Annotated in this window: 14 protein-coding genes and 1 tRNA gene; 6 read left to right on the top strand and 9 right to left on the bottom strand. The window is 36.8% G+C overall.

Annotation, left to right across the window (positions count from 1 at the left end; genetic code table 11):
* From LI241_RS09030 to LI241_RS09020, 3 genes are all read right to left on the bottom strand, one after another.
* On the bottom strand, nucleotides 1-4,261 hold a 4,261-nt coding region (locus LI241_RS09030), incomplete at its 3' end, for a GH32 C-terminal domain-containing protein (protein ID WP_227161059.1).
* A gap of 474 nt (nucleotides 4,262-4,735) precedes the next feature.
* Nucleotides 4,736-5,731, bottom strand: a complete 996-nt coding sequence (locus LI241_RS09025) for an isocitrate/isopropylmalate dehydrogenase family protein (protein ID WP_008687515.1) — start codon at nucleotides 5,729-5,731, stop codon at nucleotides 4,736-4,738.
* A gap of 3 nt (nucleotides 5,732-5,734) precedes the next feature.
* The gene (locus tag LI241_RS09020) at nucleotides 5,735-7,069 is read right to left on the bottom strand and encodes a citrate synthase (protein ID WP_008687513.1); all 1,335 of its coding nucleotides are present in this window, start codon (nucleotides 7,067-7,069) and stop codon (nucleotides 5,735-5,737) included.
* Between the two features lie 121 nt (nucleotides 7,070-7,190).
* Here LI241_RS09020 and LI241_RS09015 point away from each other — a divergent pair, with 121 nt between their 5' ends.
* Nucleotides 7,191-9,110 (top strand): aconitate hydratase, encoded by a 1,920-nt coding sequence (locus LI241_RS09015; RefSeq protein ID WP_008687511.1) that lies wholly within the window; start codon nucleotides 7,191-7,193, stop codon nucleotides 9,108-9,110.
* Nucleotides 9,111-9,278: 168 nt separating this feature from the next.
* Here LI241_RS09015 and LI241_RS09010 read toward each other — a convergent pair whose 3' ends face one another.
* Together LI241_RS09010 and LI241_RS09005 are read right to left on the bottom strand one after the other, a co-directional pair.
* Complete coding sequence (locus LI241_RS09010; protein ID WP_008687509.1) at nucleotides 9,279-10,595, bottom strand: MFS transporter; 1,317 nt, start codon at nucleotides 10,593-10,595, stop codon at nucleotides 9,279-9,281.
* Between the two features lie 22 nt (nucleotides 10,596-10,617).
* On the bottom strand, nucleotides 10,618-11,145 hold the full coding sequence (locus LI241_RS09005) for a metallophosphoesterase (RefSeq protein WP_008687507.1): 528 nt from the start codon (nucleotides 11,143-11,145) through the stop codon (nucleotides 10,618-10,620).
* A gap of 345 nt (nucleotides 11,146-11,490) precedes the next feature.
* Here LI241_RS09005 and LI241_RS09000 point away from each other — a divergent pair, with 345 nt between their 5' ends.
* From LI241_RS09000 to LI241_RS08990, 3 genes are read left to right on the top strand one after another with little or no spacing between them, the layout of a single operon-like run.
* Nucleotides 11,491-12,348, top strand: a complete 858-nt coding sequence (locus tag LI241_RS09000; RefSeq protein WP_008687504.1) for an AraC family transcriptional regulator — start codon at nucleotides 11,491-11,493, stop codon at nucleotides 12,346-12,348.
* 12 nt (nucleotides 12,349-12,360) lie between these two features.
* Nucleotides 12,361-12,870, top strand: coding sequence for a GyrI-like domain-containing protein (locus LI241_RS08995; protein WP_008687503.1), 510 nt, complete (start codon nucleotides 12,361-12,363; stop codon nucleotides 12,868-12,870).
* Nucleotides 12,871-12,875: 5 nt separating this feature from the next.
* On the top strand, nucleotides 12,876-13,370 hold the full coding sequence (locus LI241_RS08990) for a hypothetical protein (protein WP_008687499.1): 495 nt from the start codon (nucleotides 12,876-12,878) through the stop codon (nucleotides 13,368-13,370).
* Between the two features lie 106 nt (nucleotides 13,371-13,476).
* Here LI241_RS08990 and LI241_RS08985 read toward each other — a convergent pair.
* From LI241_RS08985 to LI241_RS08975, 3 genes are all read right to left on the bottom strand, one after another.
* Nucleotides 13,477-13,560: transfer RNA gene (locus LI241_RS08985), tRNA-Leu, on the bottom strand.
* A 115-nt stretch (nucleotides 13,561-13,675) separates the two neighbouring features.
* Nucleotides 13,676-14,260, bottom strand: coding sequence for a DUF6434 domain-containing protein (locus LI241_RS08980; RefSeq protein WP_008687497.1), 585 nt, complete (start codon nucleotides 14,258-14,260; stop codon nucleotides 13,676-13,678).
* Between the two features lie 9 nt (nucleotides 14,261-14,269).
* Nucleotides 14,270-14,671: an SRPBCC family protein gene (locus LI241_RS08975; protein ID WP_008687494.1), complete on the bottom strand. Its 402-nt coding sequence runs from the start codon at nucleotides 14,669-14,671 to the stop codon at nucleotides 14,270-14,272.
* Nucleotides 14,672-16,062: 1,391 nt separating this feature from the next.
* On the opposite strand from LI241_RS08975, the gene LI241_RS08970 reads away from it, so the two are divergent.
* Together LI241_RS08970 and LI241_RS08965 are read left to right on the top strand one after the other, a co-directional pair.
* Entirely contained in the window at nucleotides 16,063-16,497 is a 435-nt protein-coding gene (locus LI241_RS08970; RefSeq protein ID WP_008687492.1) for a MarR family winged helix-turn-helix transcriptional regulator, read from the top strand.
* Nucleotides 16,490-17,821, top strand: coding sequence for an MATE family efflux transporter (locus LI241_RS08965; RefSeq protein WP_008687490.1), 1,332 nt, complete (start codon nucleotides 16,490-16,492; stop codon nucleotides 17,819-17,821). Before LI241_RS08970 ends, LI241_RS08965 begins: the two co-directional genes overlap by 8 nt.
* A gap of 567 nt (nucleotides 17,822-18,388) precedes the next feature.
* Here the strand turns inward: LI241_RS08965 and LI241_RS08960 are convergent.
* Entirely contained in the window at nucleotides 18,389-19,159 is a 771-nt protein-coding gene (locus LI241_RS08960; RefSeq protein WP_008687487.1) for a DeoR/GlpR family DNA-binding transcription regulator, read from the bottom strand.
* Nucleotides 19,160-19,192: the final 33 nt, after the last annotated feature.

The raw sequence follows: 19,192 nt of genomic DNA, 5'->3' as shown, positions 1-19,192 counted from the left end.
TCGCATAGCTTGCACTTGTGTAGCCATCTGCCTGTACAGCTTTAGCTTTATCTAACGCTTTTTTCAGTTCTGCTTTATCTACAACAATTGGTTTTTCTTCCTTTTCCAAAGCTGCAATAGCTTTTTCGATTGCTGTTACCTGTGCATTTACAGCATCCTGTGTTGCCTTATCATCTTTCAGAACTTCCCTTGCTTTTGTTACAACTGTCATAAGATTCAGATAACTTTCTTCTGTATAAGCATCTGCTTCATACGTATCTGCCTGCTCGATGATCTTCTTCAAAGCTGTTTTATCAGCCTGTACAAAGACACGTAATTCTACTTCTTTTCCTAAAACTGTGCCTTTGACCTTGTAATCACCAGATACAGCAGTATCGATGTTGCTAAGATCCCAAGAAATCGTTTCTTTTAACACATTTCCATTATCCAATGTTACCATGACATCTTTTGGCAGTTTCGCTGTCACATTATTTTCTTTAAAGGCTACTAGTACCTCTTCAGGCAATGTAACATCGTTTACAACTGCTTGTGGGAATGCCACCTTTATATGATTAAAGACGGTTGTAGATCTAAAGGTTTGTACACCAATATAGCCATCTACAATATCTGCATCACTTTTCTGTGCAATCTGTAGATCATTCACATAATAGGTCAAGGTTCCCTTACCATCATAAGCAACCTTCAAATGATATGTATCCGCATCCACAATTGCTGGTGGTAATAGTTTATCAATATGCCAGTCTTGGCCATTCATATTTTTAAAGATTTTTGCGATTGCGCCATTTTCATTACGTTCCACATTTACACAGAACCATAATGATGTAGGAGCATTTTTATCTTTTACACCAAATACTAAACCGGCCGCAATACCTTCCTTGATGCTCATATCAGCTTCTAATACAAATGGCTGATCCTTAGAAATCTTCGTATCACTTAATTGGAAGCTATCTCCACCGGTATTTTTCCCTTCCATACCTTCCTCAGTGATTTCCCAAACCTCATTGGTATTCCAATTTGTGATATTAGAATCTAGTGATGGTACAATAGCTTGTACACTAACTTCATCACTTAACTCCCCTACCGTTGCCTGAATCCGATAGACACCGGCCTTTAAAGCTTTTACTGTAATACTGCCTTTCTCTTCTTTAACGATTTGTAAGCCTTCAGGAAGTGTCCACTTGATATCGTTCATTTCACTTAGATTTGGATACACATTTGCATCAACCGTGAATTCTGTATCTACATGAACACGCTCTTTAGCGGATACGTATAGCTGTGTTTTCGCCGTCTCACTTCCCGATTTTTTGCTATACATAGACTTCATATCATAAATCTTTAGATCATCAATCGTTACATCCCCATCGTTTGTGAAAAAGGACATGGCAATATTATGATTATCTTGATAAAGTGTTGTTGAAATATTTGCTTCACCATCATTACCAAATGCTTCTACAGCACCTTGATCAACTAAAATACGCAGTTTGATTTTATTTCCTTCTAATGGTGTCAACTGATAAGAGAAATTACCACTGTTCATATAATGACCAGCATTTCTAGCATCCAGTACCATCTTTTTATTTACCACATCGTATTTATAGATAAGTTCTTTTCCACCGCCTTGACGCAGTTTAAAGCCAAATTCTTTACTACTGCCTAGTGTAAACGTACCCTCTACATCATAGTAAATACCTGATACACCACGTAATATATTATCATCGTTTGCGGAAACTTTCTTATTTGCTGTCTGATATAGGATATGTTCTTGGTCCCGCAGTTTATTGACTTCTTCAACCACATTACTAGTTACTACATATTTACCATCACGATCGGTTATCAAACCATATTCCTGTGGCAGAGATTGTGACCCTTTATATATCTTGCCATCAAACTCTGTAAAGTCTTGCAGCCAGCTGATTCCGATTTGACGATTCTTTCCGGTACCATCTTCAAAGAATGTCATGGTTGCATATTTTCCAAAACCACGCCATGGATCTTCATTAGAATCCACATTGATACGATCGGTATCAGCTACCCATTTGAAAACATCGCCATCTCTTTCCATGTGACCGATGACATAGAAACCGGCACTACCGTTATAAATCCACTTCTGCTCACCGGTTCCATTCACTTTTGCAGGAATAAGCCCCGGACATTCTGAATAAATCTGATCACCATTTTTATACGTAAGATTTTGTGTGCGTGTCCATGTTTTCAAGTCTTCACTTGCAAACAGCTGGGCAGCGCCACCCGCAGTAATCATATACCATTTTGTATCCCCATCGATCTTAAATACTTTAGGATCACGGAAATCATTTCCACTAAGTGTATTTCCTTCATTTGGCAAGACTGGATTTCCTTCATATTTGATCCAAGTTGTTCCATGATCTTTTGAATATGCAATGGCTTGTGATTGTTTACCATTCTTTTCATTATGATAAGTAAAAATAGCTACTAATTTAGAATCCCCTTCTTGATTATCCGTAAAGAAACCAGAAGTGTTATCCTTATCTTCTACCGCAGATCCAGAGAAGATTAATCCAAGATCATCAATCTGGATACCTAGAGGCTGTTGTTCCCAATTCACGAGATCCTTTGAACGAACATGTGCCCATGATTGTTTATAAAAGTTATTATTTGGTGAATACTGATAAAACAAATGCCAATAGCCATCGGTAGAATCATATACCATACCATTTGGATCATTCATGAAATTGATTTGTGGTGTTACATGGAACTGCGCACGATTTTCTTGAGCTGCCAATTCCTCATTGCTAAACCATTTATTCACAGCAAATTGATAGGTTTTTGTAAAACCATCACGTTCAACACTGATCATGACATTGGCAAAGTTAGTTTCAAAATCATCAGCACGCAATGTATAAGCATCTTTCACTTCTTCACGTGGACGTGTCACGCGTAAATTGCGATCTTTTATCGTAATATAGACCTTTCCATTGCCACTAGGCTTCAATGTCACTTCATCAATACCGGCAGCTATATCCATACCATAAATGGTAGTACGTGGATCAATAGCTGGTGTAATACTTACACCATCACTTAATGCAAGTGTTGTTAATTCCGGTTCTGAAATGTTTGGACGTTCTGTTTCATTTTGATAATATAAATTTTGATATACGACACTGCCATCCCAAGTAAGCAGGCCTAAATATCCATCACGATGACGATCATCCTGAACATGTGCAACCCCTTTTCCATTGACATAAGCATAAATATCAGAGCCAACTACAGTAACTTTCAAATCATAGGAACCATCTTCATTCGGTGCCACTTCACTTAGCGGAATTTCAGCTAAACTGCCACCTGTTGGAAATTCAAATAATTTGAAGATGTTATTTGTGTAATCGGCGTTAAATGCATAACAACCAGCTTTAGGATCGTTAGGGTTTTCGACACGGAACAATAAAGCTCCTGCGCCTTTACCATGTTTATTGACCGTATGCACCTGATAAGTAAAATCTTGACTTTTAGTATCGGATATGGCGAAGTTATCACCGGTTCCAGAGGATGTAAGACCATCCTCGCCTTTTGTCCAAATACCTTGAAGTCCTCTCAAATTTTCAATATTTGTTTTGAAATTATCTACGGTACGAATCGTTCTGTCCGTAAATTTTATGTTAGAATAGGCAGCTTCTGTTTTAAAGGTCAAAATACCGATATAGCCTCCTACCCATGCATCGATTTTACCTTCCATCTGATATAAACTGCCACCTTCACTTTGCACCTTATAAATAAAGGTACCATCTGCTTTTACATCCAGATCTAAGTGAATTTTCTTCGTGATATCATAATCTGTTAATTGGATTTGCTCGGCATAATCTTCTCCCGCCGGGACCTTGAAGACACGCATGATGTTGCCATCTTGTTCCCTAACAACATTGGCTCCTTTCCATGTAGTCGAAGGTTTATCTTTATCCCCTATGCCAAATACCAGAGCCGCTGAATTTTCACCACCAGCCGTGAGTTCAACATCAGCGCTGTAATGAAAATCATTGACCAGCTCATTGATTTCATTACTTACCGCAAAGTTATCGCCACCCGTATTTTTTAAGAGAATGCGATTTTCTTGCACATCCTTATCTCCCCCAATAAAATCAGATAGTGTCATTTCCTCTATGCTTTTTTGCATTTGGGAAACCATCTTTGGATTTGTGGCCGCTACGATAGAAGTTGGAGCGATGCTGCTTACCACCATCGAACAGGTCATGAGCACTGTTGCAGCTTTTAATACTTTTTTTGTCATTGTTTCTCCTTTCCCTTTTCTTTTTTACCCTGTGAGTACAGGTGCTATCCTCATTATAGAAAAAAGATCTTGTATTCACAAGTGAGTTATGTAACCTCTTTCATTGACAAATGTAAGCGTTTAATTATTTTCTGTATGATTATAAACTCAACAATAATGTTCTAAAAAGAACAAGGAAGATCGTTTATTTCTAACAAATTAATACCATATAAAACCGTTGCCGAAATTCTTACTTTTCTGATTATTTTCATACTATGTTTATTCTCATAGCCCGATGTGAGAATGCAAAATATTCACTTACTCTCACCTATATCATAGCTCATTATATGCGTAATTCTAGTTACGCTACGCGCATGCGAGCCAGCAAAAAAAATGATGCCCCTATAACGTATATTTTACACTACGTCATCCTAGCATCATTTTTATTTCTATCTGCCATATTTGGCATTATTTATATCATGAAAACGCTCTTGTCTATAAATGTGCAATGATAGCATCTCGATAAGCTTGCGTAGTTGCATTGCCATGAAGATCAGGAGTGAGCACCTTAGCTTCCTCTAACACCGCATCAACAGCATTGCGAATCTTAGTGGCAATATCTTCCATACCTAGATTCTCTAGCATCATACAGGCGCTCCACAACAAAGCGGTTGGATTGGCAATATGCTTTCCGGCAATATCCGGTGCAGAGCCATGCACTGCCTCAAACATTGCATATTCACTACCCAAATTGCAGCTTGGCAAAAGTCCCAAACCACCAATTAGACCACTGGTAAGATCTGATACGATATCACCATACAGATTAGGCATGACCATGACGTCAAAGGTTTCTGGATGCATGACTAGCTGCATGCATACATTATCAACAATCTTATCATCTGCCTCAATATCAGGATATTCTTTGGCAATCGTTTGAAAAATATTTAAAAACAAACCATCACTCATCTTCAAAATATTCGCCTTATGCACACAAGTGACCTTTTTTCTTCCATGCTCTTTCGCATAAGCAAAAGCATCATGAATAATACGTTCACTTGCCTTGCGCGTAATGATTTTTGTCGCATGTACAGTATTTTCATCAATCTGTTCTTCCACTCCGACATACAGATCCTCTGTATTTTCACGAAATGTCACGATATCCACATTCTCAAATCTGGTCTTTACGGCGCTGTTTGATTTCGCAGGGCGAATGTTTGCGTAAAGGTCATACTTATTACGCAGCGTGACATTTAAGGAACGAAATCCCTTACCGATCGGTGTCGTAATTGGTGCTTTTAAAAGTACTTTATTTTTTTCAAAGGACGCAAAGGCAGCATCCGGAATCAGTTTCCCATGACGCTCATATTCTGCTGCCCCTACTTCAAAACACTCATAAGATAAGGGGGCTTTGGCAGCCTCTAAAATTTTTAAAACGGCATCTACAATTTCAGGCCCAATGCCATCTCCCTTAAATACGGTAATTGTTTTCATATACTAACGCTCCTCCATTTTTACATACTCTTTTACGGCTCCTACATATTTCGTAGCCGGACGCATAATCCTGCCATCATATGCTTTATTTTCAATGTTATGTGCCAGCCAGCCGACAGTTCTTGCTGTCACAAACAATGGTGTATACAAATCTTCAGGTATGCCCATCATCTCATATACAAAACCACTATAGAAATCGACATTACTAGAGACATGAATGCCTTTGACATCCCATATTACCTCTTTGGCACACCGCTCAAAACGCTGATAGAATTCATATTCATTCGACTTATGCTTGCTTTCAGCCAGCTTTTCAATATAACCCTGCAACACCTCACTGCGCGGATCACTCAATGTGTAAATGGCATGACCCATTCCATAGATCAGACCGCTGCAATCATAAAACTCCTTATTTAATATGCGATACAACAATGCCTTGATTTCCACATCATTATCCGTATAGCCAATTTCACGAATAACTTCTTTCATCATGGAACTGACCTTTAAATTGGCGCCTCCATGACGAGGTCCTTTCATGCTGCCAATAGCACCAACGATCGAAGAATAAATATCAGTTCCGGTAGAAGAAATGACTACATTTGTAAAAGTAGAGTTATTCCCACCGCCATGATCTGCATGTACGATTAGCATCATATCCAAAATTCTCGCCTCTAATTCACTAAAGCGATGATCTTTCCTTAACATATATAAAATATTTTCCGCGATGGACAGCTTTTGCTGAACCGGATGGATGACCAATGATTTCTTATTATAGCGATGCATCTTGCTCTGATAGGCATAGCAGATGATGCTTGGTAATTTGGCCAAGATATTCAAGCCTTGCTCTAGCGTATTCTCCACGCTGATATCATCGGCAGCATCATCATAATCATAAAGTGCCAACACCGCTTGTTGTAAACGATTCATAATATTTTTACCCGGCATATGCAGAAATTTGGTTTCCAAAAAATCATCCGGCAATTCATAGTGATCCTTTAAAATCTTACAAAAATCTTGTAATTCCTCACGATTAGGCAAATAGCCAAACAGTAATAAAAAACAGGTTTCTTCATACCCACATACCTGATTTTTGCTAATATTCGCTATAATATCGCGAAGCTCGATACCACGATAATATAACTTCCCTTCATCATCTGTTTTTACTTCATCTACATATTTATAACCGACGACATCTGCAATGCGTGTCAGACCGACGCGAACCCCCGTACCATCATCATTACGCAATCCTTTTTTGACATTATATTTATGAAACAATTCATTAGGAATATCCGAATACTGTTTCGATTTTTGATAAAATGTGTGCAATGCATCAATCATAAGGCTCACCTCTCACTTTCAAGTTACTTTCAATATTACATCATATTTTTCATAAAATCAATGAAATATTTTCATGATTTATGATATAATGTTACCTGTATATGAGAAAGGAAGAGAATTTATGCCAACGATAACTGAGAAAATCATCAGCGCACATCTCATCGAGGGTGAGATGAAACGCGGCGAGCCAATCGCCATTCATATTGATCAGACATTAACACAGGACGCTACTGGCACTATGGCGTATCTGCAATTAGAAGCGATGGGCGTCGAGCAGGTAAAAACCGAATTGTCCATCAGCTATGTCGACCATAATACCTTACAAAGCGGTTTTGAAAATGCCGATGACCATAAGTATTTACAAACGGTCACTATGAAACACGGTATCCGCTTTTCACGTCCAGGAAATGGGATCTGTCATCAAGTTCATTTGGAACGCTTTGCCATTCCCGGCAAAACATTATTAGGAAGTGATTCTCATACTCCAACTGCCGGAGGTATGGGAGCTTTAGCTATCGGTGCCGGTGGTTTGGATGTAGCCTGTGCCATGGCGGGTAGAGCTTTCCATTTAAACATGCCACATATTATCAATGTGAAATTACATGGTGCCTTGACAAAAGGTGTTTCCAGTAAAGATATCATCTTAAAGGTCTTACAGCTGTTAAGTGTAAAAGGCGGGGTAGGCAGTGTCATTGAATACAGTGGAGATGGCGTTGCCTCTTTAAGCATTCCCCAACGTGCTACAATTACGAATATGGGAGCAGAATTAGGCGCAACAACCTCCGTTTTCCCAAGTGATGAAGTAACAAAAGACTTTTTAAAAAAGCAGCAACGTGAAGAAGATTGGGTAGAAATCGTTGCAGATGAAGATGCGGTATATGATAAAGTCATTGAAATTGATCTAACAACCTTAGAACCAATGATTGCCATGCCCCATTCTCCGGACAATGTCCTGCCTATTTCTGAAGTACTAGGCTTAAAGGTCGATCAAGTTGCCATCGGCAGCTGTACCAATTCCTCTTATCGCGATATGATGAGCGTTGCTAACATTCTACAAGGTAAGACCATTGATGAAAATGTCAGTCTGGTCATTTCACCGGGTTCTCGACAGGTATTAAACATGATTGCCCAAAATGGTGGTTTATCAGCCATGATCTCTGCCGGTGCTAGAATTTTAGAAAGTACTTGTGGCCCTTGTATCGGCATGGGACAATCTCCTATTACCAATGCTTTATCACTACGTACCTTTAACCGTAACTTCTATGGAAGAAGTGGAACACTTAGTGCTAAAGTATGCTTAGTTTCCCCTGAAACCGCAGCTGCAAGTGCTTTAGCCGGTTATATCGTAGATCCAAGAACGATTGATTACACGATACCAAACGATCCTGAAACCTTTGCCATTGATGATTCCATGGTCATTGTACCAGATGCACAGACTGCAGCAGAAACAGAAGTTATCCGCGGTCCAAATATCAAACCATTGCCTATCAACACACCGTTAGATGATGTTATTGATAAGAAGGTCATGATCAAGGTAGAAGATAATATCACAACAGATCATATTGCCCCAGCCGGCGCAAAGGTATTGCCATATCGTTCCAATATTGAAAAGATCAGTGAATTTATCTTTATGAATGTTAAAGCAAGCTTCCATGATGATTGTTTACAACATGGTGGTGGCTATATTGTAGCAGGCGCGAATTATGGACAAGGTTCTTCTCGTGAACATGCCGCATTAGCACCTATGTATCTAGGTATCAAAGCCGTCATTGCCAAAAGTTTTGCCCGTATCCATCGTGCCAATCTGATTAACTTTGGCATTCTTCCTTTGACCTTTGTGAATGAAAAAGATTATGATACCATTGATGAAATGGATGAATTAAAGATTGAACATCTATCAGATCTTCAAGTAGATGTGCCTTTACAGGTACAAAACATTACCAAAGGATACTGTTTTGAGGTAGCACATCATCTTACGGCATTAGATATTGAAACCATCAAGGCCGGTGGTACCTTAAATCTGATTCGTCAACATCAGTAAGGATAACGCTACAATCAAAAGAATACAGCTTCTTATTAAAAATGAAGCAACAAGTACATTGAAAAAAGCAATTCCTGTTTTGTTAAAGGAATTGCTTTTTTTGTGTCTATCAGCAAAAGACTTATTATTTATGTAACCTTATTTAGCTAAAGATGAAATTTCTCTATTTTAAACTTTTTTCTTTTTCCTAAACTTTTGTTCACTTTCAGGATCCTTCACAAACATCAAGAAAATCATTCCTAACACCATCATAGGAATCAATCCCAGAATTCCATAACGGGTTTCTCCTGTTATCATGATGATGATGGATACCGCGATAGGTCCTAAAATAGCCGAGAATTTCGAGAACACAGAGAAGAAACCAAAGAACTCATTGCTATCTGCCTTATCAGGAATCAGTTTCGCAAAATAGGAACGTGATACGGATTGAATACCTCCCTGAAACATACCCACCAATAAAGCCACTAACCAGATAAAGGATGGATTGCTTTGTATCATGGCACCACAGCCAACCACCCCGATATATCCAATGATGCCGGCATAGATCATTTTCTTGGAGCCAAAATTTCCTACCAATTTACCAAATAAGATGGAGAAAGGACAAGCGATGATATTGATAAAGATAACAACTACTAAACTCATCGTATCCGTAATTCCCATTTCGGTTGCTAAGGATACTGCCATTTTAATGACTGTATTCACACAGTCGATATAAAAGAAATAAGAGATACAGAAAAGGAAGATATTTTTATTTTTCTTAACATCCCGAAAGGTATGCCACAAATGAGCGAACGATTCTTTTATTACATGAGGAACCGGTTCATGATAGTTCTTTTGTTTGACATTTTTTAACATTGGACGTGAATAGATCCACCACCATAAAACTGCCAATCCCATCGTTATTCCACATGCCATGCGATAGGTTAAAGTAAAGGAACCAATCACCAAGTCACCCGTTACTTTATCACCAAACAATGTAACTGCCGCAAAAGGAATGACAAAAATCAAAAACGGTAACACCGAGCCGATATACCCCCAGGCATAGCCGGCTGCACTGACTTTATCCACACGTTCATCATCACAAACATCCACGATGAAAGCATCATAGAAGATAATGGAACCATTATACCCCAGCATGGCGATAACAAAAACAAGCAAAGCCATCTTGTAATCAATGAACGGCAAGGCTAAGGCAAAACCGCCAAAGATTCCCATATATAAGAAGAATTTAAACATTCGCATCTTTTTATCTTTATAATCTGCCATCGTACCTAAGACCGGCGATATCAATGCCAGAATAATCGCATAAATAGCATTTGCCCATCCAACATAGACACTGCTGTCACCCGGTGTAATCTTCGCTATCAATAAAGGGAAAATCACCGTACAGGTCGTTAATACTTGTGCTGAATTACCGACATCGTATAATATCCAGCTGGTTTCCTCTTTCGTAAAGCCTAATTTTGTTAAAATTTTTGTGAACATACTTTCTTTCCTCTCTTATCTTTTATAGGTTGGGTAATGTTTTCATTTCCGCATGGATATGTTTCCCCTCAATTTCAACGATAGCATAACCGGCACCATTCATCCCAAAACTAAGCGAGCCTGGATTGATCAGGGTAACACCTTCATATTCCACACAACACTGCTCATGCGTATGACCGAAAAACAGCGTATCACAGCCCTGCCGTTTTGTATAATCAGACAATTTTTCATATAGGCGCCGCATGCATTCTTCCATCATTTCTTCACCGCTGAGATGTTGCATATGTAAAAGCTCTTGTACGGTTTCTTCATCAAAACGATTTCCATGCATACATAGCACTTTCCGTTCTCCTAATGTAAAACGCAATTCCATGGGCAGACTGGTATGACGGTCATGATTGCCTCTGACAATATGAAACTGCTCTAGATACGACAAGGCAAAGCCCACATCTCCCATATGAAAATAGCCATCCATAAGAGGATATTGCAATATCAGATTACGAGTCTTTTCTAATTGTCCATGCGTATCACTTATCAGCAGGTATTTCATAACGTTTCCTCCTACCGAACTCTTCTTTTATTATAAACTGTTTTAGAGAAAGTTCCTATCCTAAATTGTTCGATTTACAAAGAATTTACAAAAAACAAAACGGTGATAGGTAAGAAAATCCGTATCCGATAAAGACGCATCCTGTATATTGATTGCACGGTCCATATCTGCGATTTTCACCTAGATATTCCAATTATTTCCTCACCTTATATTGATAGGAAAGTTTATGATTATCTACTTCCTATGATAAAATAAGACAAGCAAAAAAAGCTATCCAGATAGGACATATAATAAGAGGAGATGTAATCTTATTTCCGTTATAATGAATAGGAAAGGAGTCTACCCATGGATTGGAATACAAAATTACAAGATATTATAGATTATGTTGAAAACCATTTACAACGCGACCAAGAACCTATCAAGCAAGAGGAAATTGCCCAATTAGCTGGATGTTCCATAGGTTTTTTTCAAAAAGTATTTTCCTATATGTACGGTATTAGTTTTGCCGAATATGTTCGGTCAAGAAAATTAACCTTAGCTGGCTATGATTTGAAAAGTACAAACTTAAGAGTCATCGATATAAGTTATCGCTATGGATACGATTCTCCTACTTCTTTTACAAAAGCTTTTCAGCAATTTCATGGAATTACACCGACACAAGCAAGAAACATTGATGCCCAATTACGTGTTATCCCTAAGATGCAGATAGCTTTGAAGCAACGCTATACTTGGTCAATAAAACAAAAACCGGGGTTTCGTCTGCTCGGTAAGAAGATGCACTATAGAAAAGGGGAACAATATACAAAAATTCCTGCTTTTTGGAGCGAATGTCAACGAGATGGAACGTTTTCTCAATTGATAACGATGGATCAAGGTACACCACAAGGCGTATTTGGTTTATATCCTTATGAGAATTTTAACTCCGATAGGCAAAACTATTCTCTCATGGTTATTTCAGATGACGCTCTGCCCAAAGGCTATTACGAAATATCCATACCCGCAACCACCTGGGCTATTTTTGATTGTCAAGGTCCTGTACCACAAGCCATGCAAAATGGTTGGAAATATTTACACGAAGAATGGATCATGAAATATCCATTTCAACACGCAGCCTGTCCAGAACTAGAATGGTACAGCAACGCTAATGCCTATGACAGTAATTATAGTAGTCAGATCTGGATTCCCATTATTCATAAACACTAGAAGGAGAAAAACATGAAAACCGCATTTCACATAGAAGAAAAACAAAGCATACGTGTCGTAGGCTATTTCCTGGAAACAACAAATCAAAAGGGCGAAGCAAGAAAAGCCATTCCTGCATTCTGGTCTGCCATTCAAAAAGATCATCTGGATAAGAATTTACTTGCGATGGCAAAGGATAGTACACAAGGTCTTTTCGGTATTCATATTTATCAAAGTGACCCTTATGATTCTCGTAAATTTACCTATATGATTGCTGTTGCAAGTGATCATGCTGTACAGGGGGATCTTTTTGCATATACCATTCCTGCAAGGACATGGGCAATCTTTCCCTGTACGAAAAAGACAATAGGAAAAACAGAAGCACAGGCAATTACAAAATGGCTGCCAAAGTCAAAATATAAACCTTTAAATAAAGGCTATATCACAGGAAGAATGAAAGCAGGAGCTCCAGATATAGAATATTATCATGCCGATGGCAACGTTGAGGTATGGATCGCCGTACAAGAAAAGAAAGGAGTGTAAATCTTATGAAAAAAAACATTGATTTCTCAGAATTTATGACAGCTGTATCGCAAGAAAACCATGCATTTATAGTAAATTTGCATCAAGAGCTTCTTCATCAGGGGTATAGGATACATATTAAAGAAGCCAGAAGTGGCTATGTCGCTGCTTATGTATTGCATAATAAGACAATTGCAAATTATATCTTCAGAAAAAAAGGGATGTTGATAAGGATTTATGGCGCTCATGTAAATGAATATGAAGCAGTTTTAGACACCTTGCCCTTGGAAATGCAGGAAGCCATTTCACATGCACCTGTTTGTAAACGTTTGCTTGATCCACATGCATGTAATCCGAAATGTTCTATGGGATACTCTTTTTTTATGAAGCATGCGTATCATCAGAAATGTCGCAACGGTGCTTTTATGTTTTTGCTTCACCCAGATTATCATCCATATATTCAATCGCTTGTATTACATGAAGCAGAGGCATATAGAAAGGAACTTATGTTGTCCCAGTGATAAGTATGTAATGCACAATTCTTTATTAGAATAGTGACAAGATGAATCATGACACATACAGACATAAAAAAACTTCAAACCTTACGTCTGAAGTAGTCTGTTCCATTGGTGCGGGCGACAGGACTTGAACCTGCACGCGCGAAGCACTAGATCCTAAGTCTAGCGTGTCTGCCAATTTCACCACGCCCGCATTGCTTAAATATGATAGCATATTTTTATTTGCTTGGCAAATACTTTTTTAGAAACTAGTTTTTTCTTGGATCGTATCATGTTCATTTTATCCTTCTATCACGTTATCTGATTATTTAATGGCTGTTATGAATGCCCACTGCAATTTCATCCTCTCTTTCATAGACAGGCTTCCCTTTTAATTGCTTTTTATAGTTCCAGCAAGCTATGGCATCCTGTAAACGGCCATTTTTATGATCAGCAAAATAAGCACGTATATACGCATTATACGCAAATTGCTCGCCAATCTTTGAATCCTGCGTTGACTTATCTTGTAAAAGCTGGTGATATGCTGCGATAGCATCGGCATAAGTCTTTCCCGCATGATGTTTCAACCATTTCTGAAAGGTAACACAAAAGGTAAATGACGATCCTATATGTTGTTTAAAAAAAGTCCGATGTTTCTCACTGCAAATAATATTAGGTTCAATAAGCGTCGTCAAATAAAGATCTTCGTGGATGGCTTTTTTTATTACCCGTTTGCTTGGCTGTAAACAACAACCAGTCTCTAAGAAATAAGCAATCCGTTTCGTCAATTCTTGTTTATTGCCTGATGTAGGAAGTCCAAGTTCCTTACAAAAAGCCACTAACTCCTCTTTTAAATAATAGTAGGAAGAAAAGGTTTCGGCATTCATAAATTTGCTGAGCTCAGGTTTTTCCATACGCCTATCTTATCCTTGTTTATCTAGGGCATTTGCTAGATCCTGCATATAAGTTTCCTGTTGTTTTTGTAGAAAGCCTTTTATAAATGGTTTCATATAAAATTTTTTCACCCTTACTTCTTCTGTAAATATCACTTGTGTCCCAGCATCTGTATCATAAAGACAACCTTCCCAAGAGCCACTCATATTCTTATTCTCAATAGAAAACGCATATACCCGATAAGGTTCTTTCTTAGTAATGGTAAAGGTGGTTGTGATACCATCCAAAGATCTTTCTTGAAACTTTTGATCATCCAAAACTTTTATTTCACTTATATCACTGCGCCAAGCATACGTGTCCAATGACGTCATCAAATTCCATACTTGTTGTATGGGATATGGAAATACTTTTTTTATTGTTGAAACAGTCATAATAAACATTCCTCCTTTATTTTCTTAAACGACGATTCGCCTTACCATAAATATCTGCATATGCAGACGTTGCACAATGTGATATACATATTTTAACAGTAAAAATCGCCATTTCAGCTTCTTTATTACCAGAAATTGTCCTTTGCTAACGTCAATCATCGTTCCCTGTTTGTTTAACCATCCACATATGAAAAGCGAATAGGTTATTTTATTGTATCATAATCACAAAGCAACACAATATAAAGTACAATATGCTTGTTGGTTTTTATCTTTTATCACACTACCTTTTTGATAGGATACCCTATTTTTTTAATTATGATATCACTGTAAGCTATCCGTACACATAAAAAATTGGTTATTATTTCATGTCTTAACTTATGCTTTATAAGTTTTCACATTCCATCGATAGACATCTTACCTATATATTATACAATGTCATATAGGACAACATCCTGTCATATTAACCATGATTTTATCAAAGGTTCATCATCCTATGAATTTTTTACTTTTTGTTTTGTTCATAGAAAAGATATAATATTTACATGATGATGACTTCGCAACATCTATACCATGAATGAGAAAACGAGGATGCGGCTATGACAACTGGCATAGCAGAATTAGATTAGATATGGCATTAAATAGTATGCATATGTATTTTTGAAGTGATTCGCAGCAATTAATATACACTTATTTTGCTAACAGTGAAGCCTTTTTGGGCATTAAAGCAGAATCAATTTAACAGGATATTGCCTCTTACAGTACAATGCCTGTTGACGCATTTGAAAAGCAGTTTCAAATTATTCTGATGACCGTGCCATAATGGATATAGCTTTTCGAATATTTATTGAAGCTATTCTGCTTCTTATGTAAATAAAGCTTTATATCCGGTGGAGAAATAAAAAGCTTTTATCGCTAATTTCATGCTTTTAAAGATACCCCATTAGTTACAACTTTTTGCGTTCTTTGCCAATTGGGTACGGATACTATCGCATTTATAAATGATATATACTAAAATTAACCATACACGAGGTAAAGGATATTTCATCTTATATATTCAGAAACTATTATAAAGAATTATGTGAAGAAAAATCATAAATAATAAACTTGCGATAGGTTTAGATATGACTGTTTCTGAATAGCTTGATATTCAAAAATGAACGTATCAGCATTTGATGGTGCATAGCAGTATATAAATTTTTAAATCATATATTTAAAATATTGTAACATTGTTATGAGTTATTTTATTGTAACAATGCTTTTTTGTGTCTAACTTGAAAAAGTTAATAGTAAATCAAGAGATCGTGAAGCAAATTTTAAATGACCGTTGACATTAGTACGGATTCGTACTAATATATAAAGGTACGAATCCGTACTATAAAAAGGAGGCTATTATGCAAATTCGAGAACAAATCAAATTAGTCAATATTGCTCTAAGTGGAACATTAGATTTATATAGGATATGGGCTAAAAAACATCAATTAAATTATAATGCTCTAGTCATCTTATATACTCTAAATGATTATAAAAAATGCACACAAAAACAAATCTGTGAATGGTGGGCTTTACCAAAACAGACTGTACATGGTATTTTATTGGACTTTGAAAAAAAAGGATATATCACTATTACAGCCAGTACTAAAAATAAAAGAGAAAGACTCATTGCATTTACTGAAAACGGTGAGATATTCGCTTCTTCTATTTTGAATAGATTATACCAAATGGAAGAAAACGCCATGCATAAGTTAGGAGAAGAAAAAAGAAAACAACTTATTGAGAGCAATACAAAATACTATGAATTACTAAAGGAGGAAATAGAAAATGGATAAAACATTGGCTAAAAATTTTAACTTTGCTTCATTACTATCATTTGCCATACCAAACGTAATTATGATGATAAGTCTATCCATGTACATTATCATAGATGGCATGTTTGTTTCTCGTTTGATTGGAACTACTGCATTATCAGCAGTTAATATGCTTTATCCTGCTATCTGTTGCGAAATGGCCATTGCCATTATGATTGCAACTGGAGGTAGTGCTATTGTTGCAAGAAAGATGGGCGAGGGAAAACAGAAAGAAGCACAAAATAATTTGAGTTTTCTTATCGTCGTCGAGTTATTAATAGGGATTTCTATTGCTATATTGGGAAATTTATTTACTTCAAATATCGTTTCATTTTTAGGTGCCAGTTCAACACAAGCTCCATTATCAATTACTTATGCAGAAATTATATTTACATTTGCACCAGCATTTTTTCTACAAACTGCTTTTCAGACCTTCTTTGTAACTGCTGGAAAACCATCATTAGGATTGGTTGTTACAATATTAGCAGGGATAACAAACATAGTACTGGATTACGTTTTTATGGCACCATTAAATATGGGAATTGCAGGTGCGGCAGCTGCAACAGGAATCGGCTACTGCATTCCTACTATTGTCGGTATACATTTTTTCTTGACTGCTAAGCATAATGCGCTGTATTTTGTCCGACCTAAATTTGATAGCAGAGTACTATTGCAGTCTTGTACAAACGGCTCATCAGAAATGATAACAAACTTAGCAAATGCAGCTACTACATTTTTATTTAACTATACTCTATTACAGTTTTACGGAGAAAATGGTGTTGCCTCTATAACGATTATTTTATATTTTCAATATATTTTTACAGCGCTCTATTTTGGCTACGCTAATGGTATCGCACCAATTCTGAGTTATAAGTTTGGAAATGATGATAAAATGCAATTGAAATGTATCTTTAAAAACAGTATCTTGTTTCTAATCATTAGTTCAATAGTAGCAAACATATTAATGCATATATTCTTGACAAGAGCATTAACTATTTTCACTGTTGCAAATAGTGATGTTTATAACATAACATTGCATGGGTTCAATATTTACTCTCTAGCATTTACTATTATGGGATTAGGTATTTTCTCATCTTCTATGTTTACAGCTTTTTCTGATGGTAAAACATCGGCGATTATATCATTTTCCAGAACATTTATTTTCATCATAGGTGCTATTCTTATTCTCCCAAAGATATTTGGCGAGATTGGTGTTTGGATAGCTGTTCCAATAGCAGAGATATTAGGATTCATCATAGCTCTTTTTTATCTAGTTATGAATAGAAAAAAGTTTTCTTATATTTAAAAGATCTTAAATTGAAAAAATTGTTTTAATCGTTGTTATAGTTCTTATCAATTCCCCTCAGTAATAAGATAAATGGGGCAGCCATGATTATGGCGGTGATACTGTTCACAATGATGAAGATTTTATGACTTCATGTAGCTTTAAAATTTCGGACAATGAGAGCGTTAAACTAGTAGACTACTAGATAGCTGATAGAATATGATGATTATCTTATGAGCTGTGCTCACCCGTCAATTTATAAAATTAAGTATTAACGTCATCATTTTTACACATGAGTATATCGTTTCTCAGTTTATTGAAAGCAGAAGTGAAAACTTCTTATTTTCTGCTCATACCTTTGATGACAAAATACCCCTTTAGATTTCTCAATCCCCCTAAAATCATACAAATGAATTTTCAGCATGGTAAATAAATATTAAATATAAATGAACAGAGACAGTGATATGAATTTAATTTTTCTATTTGAAAAGAAAGTATTAAAATCATGAATAATCCATGTACTCAATGATATAAACTTCCTTATACTTGTTCCAATATTAGATATAAATGGTAATACATTGACTTATTTTATTCAGTTTTTGCAATCATAAAGTTTTCCGGTAGCTCTTCATCTTCCTGTAACACACCTTCATCGCATAGGATAACGTCAAAACGACTAAAGTCAGTAAAACTGCAAAAACCTTTGATTTTAGTTTTACTGGAATCAATAAGCAAATAAGATTGTTGAGCAAGCTGCATGGCTTGCTTTTTTACTGCCAGTGTATCCATTTCTGCTGTATAAACCTTATGACGCAATAAGTCAATACCGGCACAGCCAATAAACGCAAAATCAAAGTTAAAGCGTTGCAAAGTTTCTAACGCTATGGGGCCCACTGCCATCTTATATTCCGGTATTAGTCTACCGCCTATTGCGAATAATTCAGCCACATCACTGTCAAAATGCTCTTGAATCAAGGTACTATGAGTAACGATTTTAATCTTTTTCGTTTGCAAATATGAAAGCATTGGAAAAATACTGGTACCTCCATCCAAAAAAACACAATCCCCATCCTTGATGAATTCTGCTGCTTGCTTACAAACGCGGTTTTTTTGTTCAAAATGCAGCTGTAAGCGATCGAGCATACGGCTTTCATCATTCTTTGACAGGATATCCGTTTTCGGATTTTTTTTGGCTCCGCCATGTATTCGTATCAATAAGCCTTGCTTTTCCATTTCTTCTAAATCTCGACGTATCGTCACCTCACTCACAGCTAATTCCTGTGACAGATGCCGAACATTCACACACCCTTTGGCATTGAGCTTAGTCAGGATGTAATCATTTCTTTCATGTGCCAGCATGTACTTCACCTCAATATCTTGTTTCATTATACT

The sequence above is a fragment of the Longicatena sp. 210702-DFI.1.196 genome (assembly GCF_020563125.1).
Lineage (GTDB): Bacteria > Bacillota_I > Bacilli_A > Erysipelotrichales > Erysipelotrichaceae > Longicatena > Longicatena caecimuris.
This window is presented reverse-complemented; position numbering and strand designations above follow the sequence as displayed.